17 protein-coding genes are annotated in these 19,949 nt (G+C 35.6%); 16 read left to right on the top strand and 1 reads right to left on the bottom strand.

What is annotated here, in order from left to right; all coding sequences use genetic code 11:
* Positions 1–3: 3 nt before the first annotated feature.
* On the top strand, positions 4–894 hold the full coding sequence (locus AY601_RS22390) for a glycerophosphodiester phosphodiesterase family protein (RefSeq protein ID WP_068405385.1): 891 nt from the start codon (positions 4–6) through the stop codon (positions 892–894).
* Positions 895–1,479: 585 nt separating this feature from the next.
* Here the strand turns inward: AY601_RS22390 and AY601_RS22395 are convergent.
* Complete coding sequence (locus AY601_RS22395; RefSeq protein WP_068405388.1) at positions 1,480–1,818, bottom strand: helix-turn-helix domain-containing protein; 339 nt, start codon at positions 1,816–1,818, stop codon at positions 1,480–1,482.
* A 780-nt stretch (positions 1,819–2,598) separates the two neighbouring features.
* Between AY601_RS22395 and AY601_RS22400 the strand changes: the two genes are divergently transcribed.
* From AY601_RS22400 to AY601_RS22470, 15 genes are all read left to right on the top strand, one after another.
* On the top strand, positions 2,599–2,997 hold the full coding sequence (locus tag AY601_RS22400; RefSeq protein WP_068405391.1) for a GreA/GreB family elongation factor: 399 nt from the start codon (positions 2,599–2,601) through the stop codon (positions 2,995–2,997).
* 111 nt (positions 2,998–3,108) lie between these two features.
* A complete protein-coding gene (locus AY601_RS22405; RefSeq protein WP_068405394.1) occupies positions 3,109–4,263 on the top strand; it encodes an acyltransferase family protein in 1,155 nt (384 codons plus the stop codon).
* Between the two features lie 348 nt (positions 4,264–4,611).
* A complete protein-coding gene (locus AY601_RS22410) occupies positions 4,612–5,307 on the top strand; it encodes a hypothetical protein (protein ID WP_068405397.1) in 696 nt (231 codons plus the stop codon).
* On the top strand, positions 5,307–6,164 hold the full coding sequence (gene rfbD / locus AY601_RS22415; RefSeq protein ID WP_068405400.1) for a dTDP-4-dehydrorhamnose reductase: 858 nt from the start codon (positions 5,307–5,309) through the stop codon (positions 6,162–6,164). Before AY601_RS22410 ends, rfbD begins: the two co-directional genes overlap by 1 nt.
* 80 nt (positions 6,165–6,244) lie before the next feature.
* The gene (gene gmd, locus AY601_RS22420) at positions 6,245–7,381 is read left to right on the top strand and encodes a GDP-mannose 4,6-dehydratase (protein WP_068405403.1); all 1,137 of its coding nucleotides are present in this window, start codon (positions 6,245–6,247) and stop codon (positions 7,379–7,381) included.
* Between the two features lie 26 nt (positions 7,382–7,407).
* Positions 7,408–9,954, top strand: a complete 2,547-nt coding sequence (locus AY601_RS22425) for an SLBB domain-containing protein (RefSeq protein ID WP_068405406.1) — start codon at positions 7,408–7,410, stop codon at positions 9,952–9,954.
* Positions 9,955–9,999: 45 nt separating this feature from the next.
* Entirely contained in the window at positions 10,000–11,094 is a 1,095-nt protein-coding gene (locus tag AY601_RS22430; protein ID WP_068405410.1) for a Wzz/FepE/Etk N-terminal domain-containing protein, read from the top strand.
* A 19-nt stretch (positions 11,095–11,113) separates the two neighbouring features.
* A complete protein-coding gene (locus AY601_RS22435) occupies positions 11,114–12,559 on the top strand; it encodes a lipopolysaccharide biosynthesis protein (protein ID WP_068405412.1) in 1,446 nt (481 codons plus the stop codon).
* Positions 12,556–13,665: a DegT/DnrJ/EryC1/StrS family aminotransferase gene (locus tag AY601_RS22440; protein ID WP_068405416.1), complete on the top strand. Its 1,110-nt coding sequence runs from the start codon at positions 12,556–12,558 to the stop codon at positions 13,663–13,665. The genes AY601_RS22435 and AY601_RS22440 overlap by 4 nt, the downstream gene beginning before the upstream one ends.
* A complete protein-coding gene (locus tag AY601_RS22445) occupies positions 13,662–14,558 on the top strand; it encodes a glycosyltransferase family 2 protein (RefSeq protein ID WP_084359397.1) in 897 nt (298 codons plus the stop codon). The genes AY601_RS22440 and AY601_RS22445 overlap by 4 nt, the downstream gene beginning before the upstream one ends.
* A 5-nt stretch (positions 14,559–14,563) precedes the next feature.
* On the top strand, positions 14,564–15,835 hold the full coding sequence (locus AY601_RS22450; RefSeq protein ID WP_068405423.1) for a hypothetical protein: 1,272 nt from the start codon (positions 14,564–14,566) through the stop codon (positions 15,833–15,835).
* 14 nt (positions 15,836–15,849) lie between these two features.
* Complete coding sequence (locus AY601_RS22455) at positions 15,850–17,163, top strand: hypothetical protein (RefSeq protein ID WP_068405426.1); 1,314 nt, start codon at positions 15,850–15,852, stop codon at positions 17,161–17,163.
* 147 nt (positions 17,164–17,310) lie between these two features.
* Positions 17,311–18,351: a polysaccharide biosynthesis protein gene (locus AY601_RS22460; protein WP_068405429.1), complete on the top strand. Its 1,041-nt coding sequence runs from the start codon at positions 17,311–17,313 to the stop codon at positions 18,349–18,351.
* A complete protein-coding gene (locus tag AY601_RS22465) occupies positions 18,352–18,783 on the top strand; it encodes a WxcM-like domain-containing protein (protein WP_068405432.1) in 432 nt (143 codons plus the stop codon).
* A 24-nt stretch (positions 18,784–18,807) separates the two neighbouring features.
* The gene (locus AY601_RS22470; RefSeq protein WP_068407831.1) at positions 18,808–19,929 is read left to right on the top strand and encodes an NAD-dependent epimerase/dehydratase family protein; all 1,122 of its coding nucleotides are present in this window, start codon (positions 18,808–18,810) and stop codon (positions 19,927–19,929) included.
* Positions 19,930–19,949: the final 20 nt, after the last annotated feature.

The raw sequence follows: 19,949 nt of genomic DNA on the forward strand, positions 1-19,949 counted from the left end.
TATATGAAATATTTGTTTTTAATCGTGGGTTGTTTTGGTTTATCGACTGCAATTGCCCAGCAAAAAATTGATGTACAAGGTCACCGTGGTGGCAGAGGAATCATGCCTGAAAACTCCATCGCAGCTATGCTCCATGCAGTAGCTATTGGGGTAAGGACACTGGAATTGGATTGCGTGATTTCTCAGGATAACCAGGTCGTGGTTTCTCATGATTTGTATATGTCTGCCGATTTTATGCTGAAACCTGATGGCACAGCAATTACTAAAGCAGAAGAGCAATCACTTTTGTTATATAAAATGCCTTATGAGCTCATTAAGAGCTATGATGGCGGAACGAAAGTCAATGCTTCGTTTCCAAAGCAACAGAAATTAAAAACAGTGAAGCCATTGTTGGCAGTATTAATTGATAGTGTTGAGACTTATGTGAAAGCGCATCATTTGAAGCCTATGGCTTATAATATAGAGATCAAAAGTTCGGCTGCAGGAGATGTTACCGCGCATCCTGCTCCTGAAATGTTTGCCAAATTAGTAATGGATGTGCTTAAAGCTAAGGGCATTACTAAAAGAGTAACTATACAATCATTTGATACCAGGCCTTTGGTGGTTTTGCATCAGCAATATCCAAAACAAAAGCTTTCTTATCTGATTGCGAACAAAGACAGCTTTAAAGTTAACCTGGATAAGCTTGGTTTCACGCCTGACACTTTAAGTCCATATTATCTGATGATAGATGCTGAATTTGTAAAAGAGGCTCACGCGTCAGGTATAAAGGTCTTGCCTTGGACTGTAAATGACGAGCAATCTTTGAAAAAGATGGCAGAGCTGAAAGTGGACGGTATTATCTCGGATTATCCGGATATGGCTGTTGCATTATTCGGAAGTTACCAGAAATAAATTAACTGAATCAATAGTCTCTCCAAAACGGCCTTGCTGTTTCCTTACTTAATCTCCTGATCCAGGAATTAAGAGCTGGAAATAGCAAGGCTTTTTTGTGAAAGATGTTTTTAGACTGGTCTGGAACTAGTTGGCTTCGGGATGTCTCCTGTATGAATCCATATCGGTTACAGGGTGCCTTCATAGTGAGTCCACGTATTTACGGGAAAGGTGGACTCATACCTTGGTTAATACAGCTACAAGCAGAGCGCTGTTGGTCCGCTTTAGCTGAATTAGCAGTAAGATAATTGTTTGTTCTGGCTTTGGATTTCCGAAAATTAAGGCAGCATGAGCGGCTGCTGAAATAAGTTGAGCATGAAAAATTGACTGTGGTTTTCAGTAGATGGAGGTATTAGCTAAAAGGCAAATAGCTAAGCTTCTCTTCTTTTATCAGAAGGGAAGCTTTTTTTATTTACCGCTTTACTTTAAGCGACACAAAGTGGGGATTTATTCTGGCTATGGGGAAAATAATTCCCTTATTGAGCATTTATTTCCCCTTACACGCTGCATGGGGGAGTTGGTTAGAAACTAGTTTATCGTGTTGCTTTAAAGTGATGCAGATTTTTGGGTCCTGATGATCTCATACAATTGAATGATTTTTTTCTGTTGATCGTTGTAACGTTCACTCAGCTCATCTAATTGTTTTTTTACGTCAGGATACTGCTCGTCCTGGGAGTCTTTCTCTCCTATACGAAGCATGTCAATTATCGAAACTCCGTATATATCAGCTATTTGCTGAACTTTATGGAAGGAAACATCAGTTATTCCAGTCTCTATTTTAGAGTAGGCAGTAACAGATATTCCCAACTGATCGGCTACGATTTTCTGGCTAATGCAATGCGTATTGCGAATTGCTCTAAGCTTTTTTCCAATATTTTGAATCATATGTTATAGATTTTAACGGGGATAAGAAAATGATATTTATCAAAAAATAATTTTTGTTACATGAAATGTTGCAAAATAAAGGCCAACGGAAATTCCGTGCCATACCTACGTAGTTAAGAATTGTATGGATTTAGTTAAATGTGTGGCCAGGCGCTGTATTGGACGAATTGTTGCCGATTTGTATCGTTTCTGTGACTAAGTGTCCAAAGAAACTAATAACTGACTAAAAGAGTAAAAGGGTTAGTGATTTTAGTATGGTTAACTTTGTTTTAATCCTTAAGATAATATAGTGAGGCTGAGGGGTAAGGTCCGGGTTTTTTATATCCGGACATTTAGGGTATCTTTGAATAATGAATCCTTTTAAATGGTTAAATAAAACTTCCCACGAACTGCTCGCGCTACAAATGCGGATCGCACTGGCTATGTTTTGCCGTTTTCTTTCTATCCAATATCGTTTGGGTGATTCATTTCTTAAAAGCAGCAAGGACTTTATTCATCAGGCCCCAGCCTTTTAGAGGTATAGGGGTACAGGAACTAAACCTGATTTAAATTCTTTTCATCATTTTTTATTCTTTCAGAAATGCATTACGGCTTCAGCTTGTTTCGCGTTACAGCTATTGCTTTTTGTATTCCTGTTATAGGAATAGAATGTAATCCTGGACATTATGAATTTTTCTTTGAAAATGAGTTGTAAAGACTTTGAGGAGCATGCCTCAGCTGAATATTGCAGGCTGGGGCTAATTATCTTTTCATTTTTTTATAACCTCATTATTATCACATATGAATATTACTTCAATAAAAATAGATACCAGACCGATCGTTTTGTCCAGAGGCATTTTTGACCTGTTAAAAAGTCACCTCAGAAGAAGAAAGCTGAGCAAATACAATGAAAATAAACTAGAGCTGGAACTTCGTTATGCCAGGCAGGTATTACATAGGGAGCTGCCAGAAGATGTAGTTACTGTAAATACCCGGGTAAGGGTGAAGGAACTGGTTTCTGGAAATGAGTTTACTTATAACCTGGTTGCTCCTGAGCATGCGAAAAGGAAAAATAATACTTTATCGATTTTATCACCTATTGGTGTGGCCATGCTGGGCTATCCGCAGGGGGCAGAGTTACAATGGGAAATGCCGGAAGGTATAAAGGTTTTCCGGATAGAAGAGGTGTTAAGGAGCTAACCAATAATTTTATTAAAACAAAAGCCGGCATTGTCGGTTTTTGTTTATGAAATCAGTAGTTTTCTTGTAGCTCAAGTTTTATGGTTTTAAATATAATTTTAATTTATTTTAATGCCGATAAAAAGATTTCTTGCTTTAGATGGTTTCCGTGGTCTTTGTGCCTTATTCGTTGTAATTTTTCATACGCATGTATTGAACAGTTTTGCAAAACATGATTTTTTCAGAAATAGTTATCTTTTTGTTGAATTTTTCTTTGTCTTAAGCGGATTTGTTCTATACCATACCTATGGTAAGAAAGACTTTGAATTGAAAAGATTCAAGCGTTTTTTTATTAGCAGGACTTTTAGATTGTTTCCATTGCATTTAGTCATGCTTCTTGTTTTTATCTTATTAGAGGTTGCAAAATGGTTTGCTCAGAAAAAAGGGATAATGTTTAATAATGCTGCTTTTACCGGCGATTATGCCCCTACTCAAATACTTCCTAACTTGTTTTTACTACAGTCCTGGTTGCCAGGTGCTAATCCCCTTTCTTATAATTACGTTTCCTGGAGTATTAGCGTTGAGTATTATATGTATATCATATTTGCTTTTATAATGTTTTGGATACCGAAAATGAAGGAATACATTTTTGGAATACTTTCTATTCTTGCATTTATTGCCTTATTTTTTCATTCCGATGTTCTTAAATTGGAAGCATTAAGAGGTCTTTCTTGCTTTTTTGCTGGTAGTTTATGTTACCTGGTGTATTTGAGGATTTCTAAACTAATTATTCCGCAAATCATATTTGATTTGCTGGAATTAATCTCAATTGCAGCTATAATAATAGTAGTAATAAGTAATTTTGAGAATAAAGGTGCTTTTATCAGCCTTCTTTTTTGTTTAACAGTAATCATCTTTGCTTTTGACCGGGGGATCGTTTCAAGATTTTTAAAATCTAATCCGATCAGCTATCTGGGAAAGTTATCTTACTCTATTTATATTATTCACCTCGCTGTATTATTGGTCATCTTAAGTACAGCTATGATTGCCAGTAAAGTGTCTGGAAGGAATTTTACCCCAATGGTTATTGAAAACAATATTCCTGTCAGAGTAATGACAACGGGAAGTGCAATTTGGGATAACTTATTGGTATTTGTAATTCTTGGAGGGATAATTATAATTTCAAATTTCACCTATCAGGTTTTTGAGTTGAAAGGAATCGCTTTAGGAAAGAAGGTAATTGAAAGAATGGAAGCTAAATTTGGTTCGCCAGAACTAAAACCTTAGTCCCAAAAAGTATAATCAACTCTATATTTAAATAATGTAATTCAAAATTATTTTCATCTCTATTAAATGTGCGTAACATTTGAATTCGCTTATTATACTGTCACTTTTTATATTTTTGCGATTTTAAGTGCCAGGGTGTCTATTTCCGTTGTTTAGCTGAGGGGAATAATTAGCTAAAACTGGTAAAAAAATTGTTTATAACTTCAGGCTTTATACCTATATAGTTAAATTCAAATGATAGTAATTAATTTAAGGAAATTGGTCGAATTATTGCGTTATTAAGATTTAATATGGTTTAAAGACGGAATGTGTTCTATTCAGTACTTTAAACTTTGTCCCTATATTTTTATGATGAAGACTTACCTGATTATTTTTTTTCTAGCGCTTTCTACAATGGCTTATTCGCAATCTAATGGTGATTACCTCTATAGTATTGGGGTCAGAGGATATAGCTATATGCAAATGCCAAAAATAATGAATCAGACCACTGGTAATAATTACCTGAACAGTAATTTTAGTAGTTTTATATTGAAATTTAATGATAAACTATTCAGTTACAGACTGAACGGTAGTTATATGAATAAAGATATCAACTTCTTAAACAACTGTGAAAACTGTGAATCTGTCAGCGGAAAAATGAAAGATTACTCTTTTAAAATTGGTTTTGAAAAGAACTTTACTTATTCCAGGGTTCAACCTTATTTTGCTCTTGATTTAGGGTACAGGTCAAACAAGTTCGAAGGAACTTCCATAAATATAAACCCGATATTAGGCTCCCAGGATAATATGATCCCTGCGAATCAGGTAATAGCGACTAAAGAAGGTTTTACAATCACACCTGTTCTTGGAATAAAAATCAGCCCTATTAAAGAAATTTCTATCTTCGTTGAAAGTAATATGGAATTCTTTTATTCTTATGAGCGCCAGGAATCTGTCCCTCAGGATGTGACAAATGTTCGTTCTCTGAATAAATTCCATAAAACGGAATATTTATTGAATCCTGTATCTATAGGTATTCAATTTCACATTGGGAATAAAAATTAATGAAGAGAAACATTATTGTAATTGGCGGAAGCGGACAACTTGGGCAGTGCCTGAATGAAGTTATTTCGGGCAGAGAAGAGACGTTTAACTATATATTTCTTTCCAGATCTGATCTGGATTTTGTAAATAGTGAAGATGTAAAGCGGTTATTTGAACATTATAAGCCTTTATATTGTATTAATTGTGCCGCATATACTGAAGTAGACCGGGCTGAAGAAGATCTGGACCGGGCTTTTGAAGTGAATGAGTTTGCAGTAAAAAGACTCGCAGAAAATTGCCTGGCTTATGATACAACCCTCCTTCATATCTCTACTGATTTTGTCTTTGATGGAGATTCTGGTATCCCTTTGACAGAAGACAAACCGACAAATCCTGTTAATGCTTATGGTTTATCCAAGTTAAATGGTGAGCTTCAGATTCAGCAGGTCATGGAGAAGTATTATATTATAAGAACGAGCTGGTTATATTCTGAAAAAGCTAATAATTTCGTGAAAACAATGTTGAAACTTGCACAAAGCAGGGATCAGCTCCAGGTTATTTATGACCAGGTGGGTACTCCTACTTATGCGGTAGATTTAGCAAAGGTTATTGTGAACATCATAAAAAACGACAAGAATGCTTATGGTGTCTATCATTATAGTAATGAAGGTGTCGCTTCGTGGTATGATTTTGCAAAGGCCGTTTTTGAGTTTGCTGAAATTGATATGAAGGTATTACCTGTTACTTCTTCTGTCTTTGTGACCAAAGCAAAACGTCCGCATTATTCGGTCATGGATAAAACAAAAATCAAGTCTGTAATGGGAATTGAAATACCTTATTGGAGAGATAGTTTGAATTTCTGTATACAAAATTTATAAGTACTTTCATCTTTCATATATTTCTCAGTAATCAAATAATTCATTTATCTTTGACCCCTACATAAAAAAATATTAACCCAATGAAAGTTGCCCTAATAACCGGTGTTACAGGCCAGGATGGAGCCTATCTTGCAGAATTTCTTTTGAAAAAAGGATACTTTGTTCATGGACTCAAAAGAAGATCATCTTTGTTTAATACGGAGCGAATTGATCATTTATACCAGGATCAACACGAAAATGGGGTCAACTTTAAATTGCATTTTGGAGATCTTACAGATTCTACAAATCTGATCCGTATTATTCAGGAAGTTCAGCCTGATGAAATTTATAACCTTGCGGCAATGAGTCATGTACAGGTGAGTTTTGAAATGCCTGAGTATACTGCTAATGCTGATGGTTTGGGTACGCTTCGCCTGTTAGAGGCAGTACGTATTCTTGGTTTAGAGAAAAAGACAAAAATTTATCAGGCATCTACTTCTGAGCTGTATGGTTTGGTCCAGGCTGTCCCTCAAAGTGAAAGTACACCTTTTTATCCCAGATCACCTTACGCTGTTGCTAAAATATATGGATATTGGATCACTGTAAATTACAGAGAAGCCTATGGTATGTTTGCTTGCAACGGAATTTTATTTAACCATGAAAGCCCGTTAAGGGGAGAGACATTTGTTACACGAAAAATTACAAGAGCAACGAGTAAAATCGCTTTAGGCTTGCAAAAATGTCTATATCTGGGAAATCTTTCAGCGCAAAGAGACTGGGGCCATGCTAAAGACTATATAGAGGCTATGTGGTTGATTCTTCAACAAGATAAAGCTGAAGATTTTGTGATTGCCACAGGTGTAACAACAACTGTACGGGATTTTGTAAAGATGAGTTTTGCAGAATTAGGAATTGAAATAGAGTTTAGTGGAAAAGATGAGAACGAAAAAGGTGTTATTATAGACATTGATCAGGATCTTATTTTATCTTTAGGCTTAAATGATCTTTATTTGAAGCCGGGAACAACTGTCGTAAGTGTAGACCCGAAATATTTCAGGCCAACTGAAGTTGATTTATTATTAGGTGATCCGACAAAATCCAAAACGCAATTAGGATGGACGCCTAAGTATGATTTACCGATGTTGGTTAAAGAAATGGTGCACGCGGATTTACAATTAATGAAAAAGGACGAATATTTGAAAGAGGGCGGGTTTAATACCCTAAATCATTTCGAATAGTTATAAAAAATATTACTGGTTACCTTATGAATTTTAAAAAAACAATAGTTGCATTCCTGTTTCTATCTTGTCTAATAGTTTGTCAGCAAAGTTATGCACAAACAAATTATTCTGATGTAAAAGTCGATGAATTAACTGAGGCTCAGATTGCTCAACTGATGCAACGCGCCGAGTCTGTTGGATATAATGATTCACAATTAGAACAAATGGCAGCTGCACAGGGTATGAAACCCGCAGAGATCGTAAAATTACGTGCCCGTGTAGCCAAAATCAGAAAAACAAATACTTCGGATAATAAAGTAAATACCCAGGCTACGGATGATTTTTCGGCGCGGACTTATGAAGATACTGATTCAACGAGCAGAGGAAAAGGTAATAATAGGGCTAAGACTGATTTAAGGGATGCTTTTGGGAATCTGATTCCTAAAATATTCGGAGCCGAGCTTTTTAAAAATAATGATATAACGTTTGAGCCCAACATGAGAATGGCTACGCCTAAAAGTTATATTATTGGTCCTGATGATCAATTGCTGGTTGATCTGACAGGTGACAATGAAGCAAATTATAAGCTTCAGGTGAGCCCTGACGGAAATATCCGTTTGCAGTATGTTGGACTGGTCCAGGTAGGCGGTTTGTCTATTGAACAGGCAACTTCTAAAATCCGTTCGGTTATGTCCAAAACTTATCCTGCTTTAAAAAATGGAAGAACGAGTGTTGCTATCAATCTGGGAAATATCAGAAGTATTAAAATTACGCTTTTAGGAGAGGTTGTTAAGCCTGGATCTTATACTTTATCATCTTTATCAACAGTTTTTAATGCGTTAAGTGCATCAGGTGGCCCTAATGATAATGGGTCATTCAGAAAGATCCAGGTGATCCGTAACAATAAGATCGTATCCACTATTGATGTTTATAATTTCCTGTTAAATGGAGTACAAACGGGAAATATCCGTCTTCAGGATCAGGATGTAATTAATATTCCTGTTTATCAGACCAGAGTTGAAATGTCTGGTGAAGTAAAAAGGCCTGCATTGTATGAGGTGTTAAATAATGAATCACTGGAGGATGTCATTTCTTTTGCTGGTGGATTTTCAAATAAAGCGTATACGGCTAAAATTAAAGTTTTACAGAATACGAATAAAGAGAGACGGATTACGGATGTGAATGCGGATGATTTCAGGAAATATAATCCATTAAATGGTGATAAATATTTAGTAGAAGCTATTTTGGATCGTTTTGCAAATAGAGTTGAAATTGTAGGTGCTGTATTTCGTCCGGGGCCATATGAGCTGGAAAATGGCCTGACTTTAAAACAACTTATTCAAAAGGCAGATGGGCTTAAAGAAGATGCTTTCTTAAACAGGGGCTATATTTCACGTCTGAATCCTGACAATAGCCTGGCTTTATTATCTTTTGATGTAGATAAAATCCTGAAGGGGACAGAGCCGGATATTACTTTAAGAAGAGAAGACAAAGTGACGATTTCCTCTATTTTTGATTTGCGTGAAGAATATAAGGTAGATATTAAAGGTGAGGTTAGAAAGCCCGGCTTATTTGATTATGCAGAGGGAATGACTTTGGAATCCCTGATCCAGATGGCTGGTGGATTTAAAGAAGGAGCAACCCCGAATCGTATTGAGATTGCCAGAAGAATAAAAAATGCGGATGCAAATTCAATTTCAGCAAAAACGGCTGAAATATTAAATGTTAAAATTTCCGGAGATCTGAAATTGCAGGATACAACTTTTGTGTTGCAGCCATTTGATATTGTGTCTATCAGAAGTTCTGAAGGATACCGTGTGCAGCAACAGGTTAAAGTTGAAGGAGAAGTACTTTATCCGGGAATCTATACCATTACAAGAAAAGATGAGCGTATTTCTGATATCATTAAACGCGCCGGAGGTCTAACTATACTGTCTTTTGCTGAAGGTGCATCATTAAAGCGACCTGGCCCGGAAAAGAGTATAGAAGAAGAACTAAAAAGAGATAAAAATGGAAAGTTAGTTGGCGGAAAGTCTGCCTCTAATAAAAATGCTATTGATAAGGAAGAAGAGGAAATGCAGAAAATGGCCAACTTAAAAAGGCTGCAGGGCGTAGGTGTGCAAGATACGGCACAACTTATTCAGGAGGTCAAAATCTTGGGAAGTGACCTGGTCGGCATTGATCTTGTGAAAATATTAAAGTCTCCTGCTTCAAAATATGATTTGTTAATGGAAGATGGAGATGTGATCAGAGTGCCTAAGCAACTACAAACGGTTAAGGTTACTGGCGAAGTACTTAGACCAACGAATATTGTTTACAGCCCAAATAAGAGTATGAAGCAATATATTAATGGTGCTGGTGGTTTTACCTATAGTGCGAATAAAAAAAGTGCTTATATTCAATATGCAAATGGGTCTGTAGATGCAGGGAGCAAATTCCTTTTCTTTAATAATTACCCTGTGGTTAAGCCAGGAGCGGAGATTTTTGTACCGAAGCGTGCCCCTCGTGAAAAGTTTGGTGTAGCAGGGATTGCTGCTGTTTCAGCAGCTTTATCAGGTTTAATTACAGCATTAGTACTAATATTGCGATAATAGGATAAAAGATATTTTATCTGGAATTTGTTAATTAATTAAGTAATGAGCTTGGAAAAGCGCAATATGGAAGAAAAAAAGATCGGTAATAACCAGGCTGATGAGGATTCGGTAAAGGAATTTATCTTGAATATAAGGGAGCTATATCAATATTTACTCTCTAAATGGGTTATAGTATCAGTTATAGTTGTTGTAGGGGCAATTCTTGGTTTTGTATATGCCAAGTATAGTAAACCTGTATATACTGCGACGACTGTGTTTGTATTGGAAGAAGGTGGAGCTGGTGGAGGCTTAGGCCAGTATGCTGGTATTGCATCTATGGTCGGTATTGATATCGGTGGAAGCGGCGGTGGCCTGTTTGCCGGAGATAATATCATAGAGCTGTACAAATCCCGTTCTATGATACAAAAAGCCTTGCTAAGCGAATCTACTTATGACAATAAAAAAGAATTATTAATTAACCGCTATATAGGATTTAATAATTTGCGGGAGTCCTGGAACAAAGATCCGAAAATTCAGAACGTCAGGTTTACTGTGAATATGAAACCTGATTTAGTACAGGATAGTTTAATTGGGGAAATTGTAAAGGCAATCAGAAGCAACTATCTTAATGTAGTAAAGCCGGATAAGAAATCAAGTATTATTAAGGTTGAGGTCCGATGTAAAGACGAAGCGTTCGCAAAAGGATTTAGCGATGAAATTGTATCTACAGTAAGTAAATTTTACATTGAAACTAAAACTAAGAGGTCGATATATAATATTGCCAATCTACAACATCAAACAGATTCTGTAAGGTCAGTTATGAACGGGGCTATTTATAACGCAGCTTCAATAATTGATGCTACTCCTAATTTAAATCCTACAAGATTGTTGCTTCGTAGTGCTCCTGTTCAGAAGTCTCAGTTTTCTTCTGAAAGTAATAAAGCAATCTTAACTGAGTTAATCAAAAATCTGGAAATAGCCAAGATTTCTCTAAGACAAGAAACTCCGCTGATTCAATTAATCGATGAGCCGGTTCTGCCATTGGAGAAAAATCATATTGGAAAAATTAAGGGTGCTGTATTTGGAGCTTTCTTATTTGGGATTTTGGTTACTATTCTTTTAATAGTTAGAAAGAAGATTAGAAGTAGTTTGACCTAACTGTTAAAAAAACAAAAGCATGAGTGTACTGAAGGATAAGGCGATTAAGGGAGTTGCGTGGAGTTTTGTTGATAATATAGCTAATTCTGGAATCACATTTATTGTAGGCATTGTGCTTGCAAGGCTGCTGTCACCTGCGGAATTTGGAATATTAGGAATGATTACTGTTTTTATTGCAGTTTCCAATTCAATTATTGACAGTGGATTTAGCCAGGCATTAATTCGCAAAATTGATGTAAAAGGGATAGATTACAATACCGTGTTTTTTTTTAATCTGGCGATAGGGTTTGTTCTTTTTCTTGTTTTATTTTTTTCTTCGCCATATATAGGTGAGTTTTTTAAAGAACCGAGACTTGTTAACGTAACACGTGTTATGGCCTCGATTCTTATTATTAATGCCTTATCTATTATTCATAGAACGATTTTAACTAAAAGCATAAATTTTAAGCTGCAGACCAAAATTTCACTGGCTGCTTCTTTATTGAGCGGGGTAGTGGGAATAGGGATGGCTTATTATGGATTTGGTGTTTGGAGCCTTGTTGGTCAGATTCTGTCTAAACAGTTTTTGTACACTGTTTTGATGTGGGCATTAAATATTTGGTGGCCTAAGATCGAGTTTTCTAAAAAGAGCTTTAGTGAAATGTTTACTTTTGGAAGTAAGCTATTAGTTTCAGGACTAATTGATACTATTTATAAGAATATATATTACCTCATTATTGGAAGATATTATTCTGCTTATGAACTTGGACAGTATAGCCGGGCAGAACAGTTTTCTATTATCTTCTCGTCAAATTTAACAGTCATCATTCAACGTGTAAGTTATCCTGTACTTAGCTCTATTCAGGATGATATCCCCCGGTTGAAAGAAGCTTATAGAAAAGTTATCAAAAGTACTATGCTGGTCACATTTACGTTAATGCTGGGACTGGCGGCAATAGCAAAACCACTAATTATTATTTTAATAGGTGAAAAATGGCTGATGGCAGTTCCATTTCTACAAATTATTTGTTTAAGTGAGATGTTATATCCTTTGCATGCAATTAATTTAAATATCCTGAACGTGAAAGGACATTCGGGTATTATATTGAAACTTGAAGTCATTAAAAAATTTATAGCAGTCCCGGTGATTTTAGCCGGAATTTTTATGGGAATACAATATATGTTATGGGGAAGTGTGGTTGCTTCTATTTTGTCCTATTTCTTAAATAGTTATTTTTCTGCACCATTTTTGAAATATTCTACCAAAGAACAACTTAAAGACATTATTCCAGGTTTGATTATTGCTTTGATTGTATCCTCAATAATGTGGACTTTTACGCTTCTGACAATATCGAACTGGGCTATTTTGTCCATTCAATTTACAGCAGGCATTCTTTTAACAATTGGTCTGTGTGAGCTTGTTAAACTTTCTGAATACCTGGAAATGAAATCTATTCTGGAAAAACTACTAAAAAGGAATTTATGAACGAAAAATTAATTACAGTAACGACGCCCTTACTTCCACCATTGGATGAATTTATACCATATCTTGAGGATATTTGGAAAAGAAAATGGTTAACTAACAATGGCCATTATCATCAGCAACTGGAAAAAGAATTATGCGAGTTTCTTGGGGTTAAGTATATTTCTTTATTTTCAAACGGAACTTTAGGGCTGGTTACTGCATTACAAGCATTAAAAATTACTGGTGAGGTTATTACTTCTCCATATAGCTTTGTAGCGACTACCCACTCTTTATGGTGGAATAATATAAAACCTGTTTTTGTTGATGTTGATCCTGTAACACTTAATCTTGATCCAGCTAAAATAGAAGCCGCGATTACGCCTATGACTACGGCAATTATGCCTGTCCATGTTTATGGTACACCTTGTGACATGGATGCGATTCAAAAAATAGCAGATACTTATGGTTTGAAAATAATCTACGATGCAGCGCATGCATTTGCTGTTAAAAAGGATGGTGAATCTGTTCTGAACTATGGTGATTTAAGTATTTTAAGCTTCCATGCTACCAAAACGTATTCTACTATTGAGGGCGGAGCTATTATATGCCATGATGAAAAAATGAAGCAGCGGATAGACTACCTTAAAAATTTCGGATTTGCTGACGAAGTAACTGTTGTAGCTCCCGGAATAAATGCGAAGATGAATGAAGTACAGGCAGCTTATGGCTTATTAGGGTTGAAATATGTTGAGCGTGCTATTGAAAGCAGAAAAGTAGCAGCAGACAAATATAAGGATGAGCTAAAAGAGGTAGATGGGCTGACTTTTATGGCTGATTTTGACAATGTAGTCTCTAATTACTCTTATTTTCCAATCTTTATAGATGAACAAAAATTTGGAATGAGCAGAGATAGTTTATATCAGAAAATGAAAGATAACAATGTATTAGGCAGACGTTATTTTTATCCTTTGATAAGCAGTTTCTCTACCTATAAGGGATTACCATCTGCAGGAGTTCAAAATCTTCCTGTTGCAAATAAGGCGGCTTCTCAAGTCATCTGTTTACCATTGCATCATGAATTGTCGACGGAAGATTTAGATAGAATAATATCAATAATTAAGTCATGAGTGATAGTTCCTTGCCATTAGTTTCCATATGTATGATTTCTTATAACCATAAGAAGTTTATCCGCCAGGCGATTGAAGGTGTTTTAATGCAAGAAACTAATTTTGAATATGAACTTGTCATTTCAGATGACTGTTCACCGGACAATACTGGTCTTGAGATTCAAAAATGTATTGATGAGCATCCCAATGGTAAAAGGATTAAATACTTTCAGCATAAAGTTAATTTAGGAGGATTACCTAATATCCTTTTTGCATTCAATGAATGTTCTGGAAAATATATAGCGATCTGTGAAGGCGATGATTATTGGACTGATGTGCACAAGCTTCAAAAACAAGTTGATTTTTTAGAGGCCAATGAGGATTATTCCATGTGCTGCCATAATGCTAAAATTGTATACGAAGATAAAAGTCAAAATACACGTGACTTTTCGGAAATATATACTGACGTCGATTTTGATATGTCAAGGATTATTAACAGTTGGGTTATTCCAACTGCCAGTATGGTTATCAGAGCTAAATTTATTAAGCCGTTACCAGAATGGGTTAAAAATATCTATAGCATAGACTTCACCTTAGCCTTATTGTTAATGGCTAAGGGCAAGATAAAATTTCTGGCAGAATCATTATCGGTTTACAGAATTGATCTCGGTGGTTCCAGTATGTCAGCAGTCATAGGCGGGAAAATTGAATTTGTGGCTAATCAGCATATTCAGCTGCTTCAGCATTTTAATGAAGAAACAGGACAGCTTTATAATGGTCTGGTTACCAAGAAAATAGAAAAGCTGCAAAATGAGATTAAATTTCTGAAATTGCGGAGAAAAAGTCCATTGCTGGCCTTATTTTTAATGCCGCGGTTATTTTGTGAAAAGATCTTAAATAAAATTAGTAAATAGTAAGGATGCCAGAGTCGATATCGAATAAGAATTCTTTTTTGGACAGGACTAAATATATTGGCTTCCTGGTTCTCCTTTATTTGTATATTTATAATCCTCCATTCGCTTTTTTTCCACTGTTACCGCTGGAAATAATGACAATTCCAGCAGTCATCTATATCACAATTTATAGCCGCTGGGGTAAGTTATTCAGTAATTTTAAGAACGAATTATTTGTACTGCTTGCTATTATTCTTTTCTGTTTCTTTCGGGAATTAGGACAGCCTGAAAGTGTTTTCTTCAGGGCCAATGTGTTTTTACTTTTGCAATCGATAATTCTGCCTTATTATATTATTACATTATATGCTCATCTCAAAGGGCGTTTTAATTTAATTAAAGAAACCATTTTATTAGGGATAATAGCAGCATTCTTTACGCTTATATTGATCATTTCTCCGGGGCTGGATGATATTATAAGATATACTGTGCTCAGAACAAATGAGTTTTCTGAATTTATAACCTTCAGATCATTTGGACTTTCAGAAGGATTGACATTTGCCTATGGAACTGCTCAGGGCCTTATTTTTGCCCTTACCCTTTATTATTCAAAGTATAACCCCCGGTATCTTTGGTTTCTCCCTATTATTTTAGTCTCTATCTTATTTAACGCCAGGATTGGATTTGTTCCGGTTATTTTTAGTTTGGTATACTTTGTGATTATCAAATTCAATGTGAGATTTATATTGATTTTTTTCGGTGTAGGGTTCTTATTATATTTCCTGGTATTTCAAACTGATCTGTTTTCGGAATATGCGAAAACTTTAGAATGGGCTTTCGACTTTTTTACCCAATCTTCAGACTTTTTAACTGGTAATAAAAGTGGCTCTGATGGAAATACATTTGATACATTATTCGGAGAGATGGCTGTACTTCCGCGGGATCTGGGCAGCTGGATCATAGGAACCGGAGAAAATATTTTTGTTTCAAAAAGTGCTAATTCGGATATAGGTTATCTTATTCAATTAAATTACGGGGGTCTGACCTATCTTTTTATTCTTTTCTCTCTTATTGGTGTCATGATGTGGAGATTAAGGTTTTTGGCCAAAGAATATTTATGGTTGATTTTATTGTTCTTATTTACAATTGTTTTGACGAATGTAAAAGGAATATTCATTGGAATTATTCCAAGTTTCAGACTTATTATGCTTATTTATTGTTATCTCATTATTCAGTACCGGAATTTTGATAAAGAAGGGGATAAGCAGTTTAATCTTATAAAGTTTTCGGGTAGATCTTAAATACAAATTATAGTATGGTGAAGGAAAGTAAGAAAGATAAGTTGAAGATCCTGGTAGTGACCTATGATTATTACCCAGATGATTCACCTAATACTTACAGATGGAAAAATGTACTGCGTGCATGGGCTGAGAGAGAAGATGCTGAGATATTTGTAGTCTGTGCCAGCAAAGGTAATCTCCTGGATTTTGAGTTGGTTGATGGCGTGAAGATTTACAGAACAGGGAGATCTCTGTTTGAGAAAGTCAAATCAAAAATTCTTAAGCATTCTCTGACACCAAGCGGCGCTCCCTCTAAAGCTGATCCGGTCATCGCTCAGGAGGGACTGATCAGAAAAATTTATAACCGTACCTGGAAGAAATTATATTTTCCTGACTATGCTTTCCTTTGGTTATCTCCAGCTATGAAGATGGCTGAGAAATTGATAGAAAGCGAAAATATAACCAATCTGATCACTGTTTCATGGCCTTTTACAGACCATGTAGTAGGTTATAAACTAAAGCAGAAATATAATATCCAATGGATTGCAGATACAATAGATCCTTTTTATCTGAGTAAAGCACTTAATAATACTGCATTATATGATGCCAAAAGTTATAAGCTTGAGAATAAGATCTTAAAGAAGGCCGATGTAATCACAGTACTGACGGATAAGTTAAAGGAAAAATATGGTGAGTTATATCCGGCTGTTGCGGATAAAATTGTAGTTAACCATAACTTGTTTGTACCAGTTGAAGTTCCTGAAAAAAGTACTAAATCTAAAAAGATTAAGCTCGTCTTTGTTGGAACAGTAGTGCCAGTGGTAAGGTCACCTGAATATTTGCTTGAATTATTTAATAACCTGGTCAATCTTAAACAGGATGGTTGCGAATTAGAATTGCATTTCTATGGGAATACCACGCAATGTAATGATGTATTTGCGAAGTACGATTTTCTATTGAATAAATCATTATTTATTCATGGGATGACTTCCAGAGAGAATATTCCGGGTATTTTATCGGAGGCAAGTGTGCTTGTAAATATTGGAAATAGCAATACCTACCAGGAACCGTCTAAAATAATAGAGTATATTTATTTAGGAAAACCGATTCTGAATGTATGTTCTATAACTGAGGATTCATCAAAGGAAGCGCTTGCTAAATATCCTTTGCACTTCAATATATATAAAGATGAAATCAATGATCAACTAAAATTAGAGGAGCTTTTTGGTTTCTTTAAGAATGACAAATCCCTGAATAGAGACGTGATCATGAAGATTATATGGAAATATTTATTGCCCCAGGTGGAACAGAATTATTTTAATTTACTGGAAAAAAAACAAAAGCTTTAATTGATGTAATAATCCAATGAGATTATTATAAATATACTTATTAATATATCCTACTTATCTTTGATGAGTTTTTTCATTAGAAACCGGGCAATAATAGAAGAATTCTCCTGTTATTGTAATAGCTTCAATGATTTTATAAAAAAACATATGCTTAAAAATAAAACTTTATTAATCACAGGAGGAACAGGATCTTTTGGTTCTGCTGTACTTAATCGCTTCTTAAATACAGATCATTTTAAAGAAATCAGGATCTTTTCGCGTGATGAAAAGAAACAAGATGACATGCGTAATCATTTGAATCATCCTAAATTGAAATTTTATATTGGGGATGTACGTGATTATAAAAGTATTGAAAGAGCAATGCAGGGTGTAGACTATGTTTTTCATGCAGCGGCATTAAAGCAGGTGCCATCTTGTGAATTCTTTCCGCTGGAGGCCACTAAGACTAATGTTTTTGGGACACAAAATGTTATTGATGCTGCTGTAGCTAATCAAGTCGTTAAAGTAATTTGTTTGAGTACTGATAAGGCTGCTTATCCAATAAATGCGATGGGTATTTCTAAAGCATTGATGGAAAAAGTTGCTATCGCTGCCTCCCGTAATATTAAAGATAACCTTACCACGGTATGTCTGACCCGTTATGGAAATGTAATGGCTTCCAGAGGTTCGGTTATTCCTTTGTTTTTAAAGCAAATTAAAGAAGGCAATGTGATTACGATTACAGATCCAAATATGACACGTTTCCTGATGTCTTTAGAAGATGCGGTAGACCTGGTTTTATTTGCATTTGAACATGGCAACCAAGGAGACCTTTTCGTAAATAAAGCACCAGCTGGTACTATTGGCGATTTAGCTGCTGCATTGAAAGAGATGTGTAATGCAACTAATGAAATTAAAGTAATTGGTACCCGTCATGGAGAAAAGCTTTATGAGACGCTTTGTACCAGAGAGGAAATGCTTAAAGCTGAGGATATGGGAGAGTTTTATCGGGTTCCCGCTGATAACAGAGATTTAAATTATGCACAATATTTCTCTGAAGGTGAGAAAGACATTGCTATTATAGAAGATTATCATTCACACAATACAGAACAACTGGGCGTAGAGGGAATGAAGAAATTGCTGTCTAACCTTCCTTTAATTAAGAAAGAAGTGTTTGGTGACCTGACTGCTATCCAATACCCTGCTTAAATGAGTTTAGAGGTTAATCTGATCTGTGGTGGTCAACATACGGATCATCGGGGTACACTTTACTTTGTGAATGATTTTGATATGTCTGAAGTTAAAAGGATGTATATGATCAGTCACTCAGATACTACTGTAAGAAGAGGATGGAGAGCACATCAGCTTGAACAACGCTGGTTTTGTGTGGTTCAGGGAAGTTTTGAATTGAAATTGGTTAAAATCGATGATTGGGATAAGCCCGATCAGAATCTGGCCATGGAAACATTCATTTTATCTGCCGATAATCCGCAGGTAATTCATATACCAGTGGGTTATGCAACAGGTTTTAGAGCACTTATTCCAGATTCAAGGGTCATGGTTTATGCTGATAAAGGTATAGCTGAGGCTAAATTTGATGATCATCAATATCCAGCGGATTATTTTCATCGCTGGGAATGATCATATTAGATGATAAATAAGTTTATGAAATTAAAAATAGGAATAACCGGTCAGGAAGGATTTGTAGGCCAGCATTTACAGCATACGATCAATCTTTTTTCCGAAGAATTTGAATGTGTAAATTTTGAAAAGAGATTTTTTGAAAATGAGGCTGAACTGAGTTTATTTGTTGGCCAGTGTGATATCATCGTGCATTTGGCAGCAATGAACCGTCATCATGATCCACAAGTTATTTATGATACGAATGTAGGCCTGGTCAATAAGCTGATTACCGCACTAGAGGCTACGAATAGTAAAGCTCACGTGTTCTTTTCTTCTTCATCGCAAGAAGAGAAAGACAACTTATATGGTAAAAGTAAAAAAGAAGGGCGGGAACTTTTCATCAACTGGGCGAAAAGAGCAGGGGCTAAGTTTACAGGGTTTATTATTCCCAATGTATTTGGTCCTTTTGGTGCGCCATATTATAATTCATTCATTGCTACATTCAGCCATCAGCTAGCGCACAATGAACAGCCGAAAATTGAAACCGATGGTATAGTTAAGCTTATATATGTTGGTGATTTAATAAACAATATTATCACCGAATTCAGAAAGGGTGAAGGAAATGACCTTCTGGTAATTCCACATACTGACGAACATAAGGTGACTACCATCCTCTCATTTTTAGAAGGTTACAAAACTCAATACCTGGAATTAGGTATAGTTCCTGAAATCAATAGTAAATTTGAGCTGAATCTGTTTAATACTTTCAGGTGTTATATTGATATTAAAAATCATTATCCTGTTAAATACGTTCAGCATACGGATCCCCGGGGTGTATTTGTAGAAGTAATCAGGTTAAACATTGGCGGACAAGTTTCATTTTCCCGCACGGTACCTGGTATCACCAGAGGAAATCATTACCACACACGTAAAATTGAGCGTTTTGCGGTGATTAAAGGAAAAGCGCTGATACAATTACGCAGGATTGGAACTGATGAAGTACATGACTTCTATCTGGATGGTGAGGAACCTGCATATGTGGATATGCCTATTTGGTATACTCATAATATTAAAAACATTGGTGAAGAAGAGTTATTTACTAATTTCTGGATTAATGAGTTTTATGACCCATCAGATCCGGATACCTATTTTGAAAATGTTTAAAATTAATCTTTAAAGAGAAG

Origin of the sequence: Pedobacter cryoconitis (assembly GCF_001590605.1) — a bacterium.
Taxonomy (GTDB): Bacteria; Bacteroidota; Bacteroidia; order Sphingobacteriales; family Sphingobacteriaceae; genus Pedobacter; species Pedobacter cryoconitis_A.

Coding starts and splice junctions, on each gene's coding strand:
- AY601_RS22390 (WP_068405385.1), top strand. CDS start 4: ATGAAATATTTGTTTTTAATCGTGGGTTGTTTTGGTTTATCGACTGCA.
- AY601_RS22395 (WP_068405388.1), bottom strand. CDS start 1,818: ATGATTCAAAATATTGGAAAAAAGCTTAGAGCAATTCGCAATACGCAT.
- AY601_RS22400 (WP_068405391.1), top strand. CDS start 2,599: ATGAATATTACTTCAATAAAAATAGATACCAGACCGATCGTTTTGTCC.
- AY601_RS22405 (WP_068405394.1), top strand. CDS start 3,109: ATGCCGATAAAAAGATTTCTTGCTTTAGATGGTTTCCGTGGTCTTTGT.
- AY601_RS22410 (WP_068405397.1), top strand. CDS start 4,612: ATGATGAAGACTTACCTGATTATTTTTTTTCTAGCGCTTTCTACAATG.
- rfbD (WP_068405400.1), top strand. CDS start 5,307: ATGAAGAGAAACATTATTGTAATTGGCGGAAGCGGACAACTTGGGCAG.
- gmd (WP_068405403.1), top strand. CDS start 6,245: ATGAAAGTTGCCCTAATAACCGGTGTTACAGGCCAGGATGGAGCCTAT.
- AY601_RS22425 (WP_068405406.1), top strand. CDS start 7,408: ATGAATTTTAAAAAAACAATAGTTGCATTCCTGTTTCTATCTTGTCTA.
- AY601_RS22430 (WP_068405410.1), top strand. CDS start 10,000: ATGAGCTTGGAAAAGCGCAATATGGAAGAAAAAAAGATCGGTAATAAC.
- AY601_RS22435 (WP_068405412.1), top strand. CDS start 11,114: ATGAGTGTACTGAAGGATAAGGCGATTAAGGGAGTTGCGTGGAGTTTT.
- AY601_RS22440 (WP_068405416.1), top strand. CDS start 12,556: ATGAACGAAAAATTAATTACAGTAACGACGCCCTTACTTCCACCATTG.
- AY601_RS22445 (WP_084359397.1), top strand. CDS start 13,662: ATGAGTGATAGTTCCTTGCCATTAGTTTCCATATGTATGATTTCTTAT.
- AY601_RS22450 (WP_068405423.1), top strand. CDS start 14,564: ATGCCAGAGTCGATATCGAATAAGAATTCTTTTTTGGACAGGACTAAA.
- AY601_RS22455 (WP_068405426.1), top strand. CDS start 15,850: ATGGTGAAGGAAAGTAAGAAAGATAAGTTGAAGATCCTGGTAGTGACC.
- AY601_RS22460 (WP_068405429.1), top strand. CDS start 17,311: ATGCTTAAAAATAAAACTTTATTAATCACAGGAGGAACAGGATCTTTT.
- AY601_RS22465 (WP_068405432.1), top strand. CDS start 18,352: ATGAGTTTAGAGGTTAATCTGATCTGTGGTGGTCAACATACGGATCAT.
- AY601_RS22470 (WP_068407831.1), top strand. CDS start 18,808: ATGAAATTAAAAATAGGAATAACCGGTCAGGAAGGATTTGTAGGCCAG.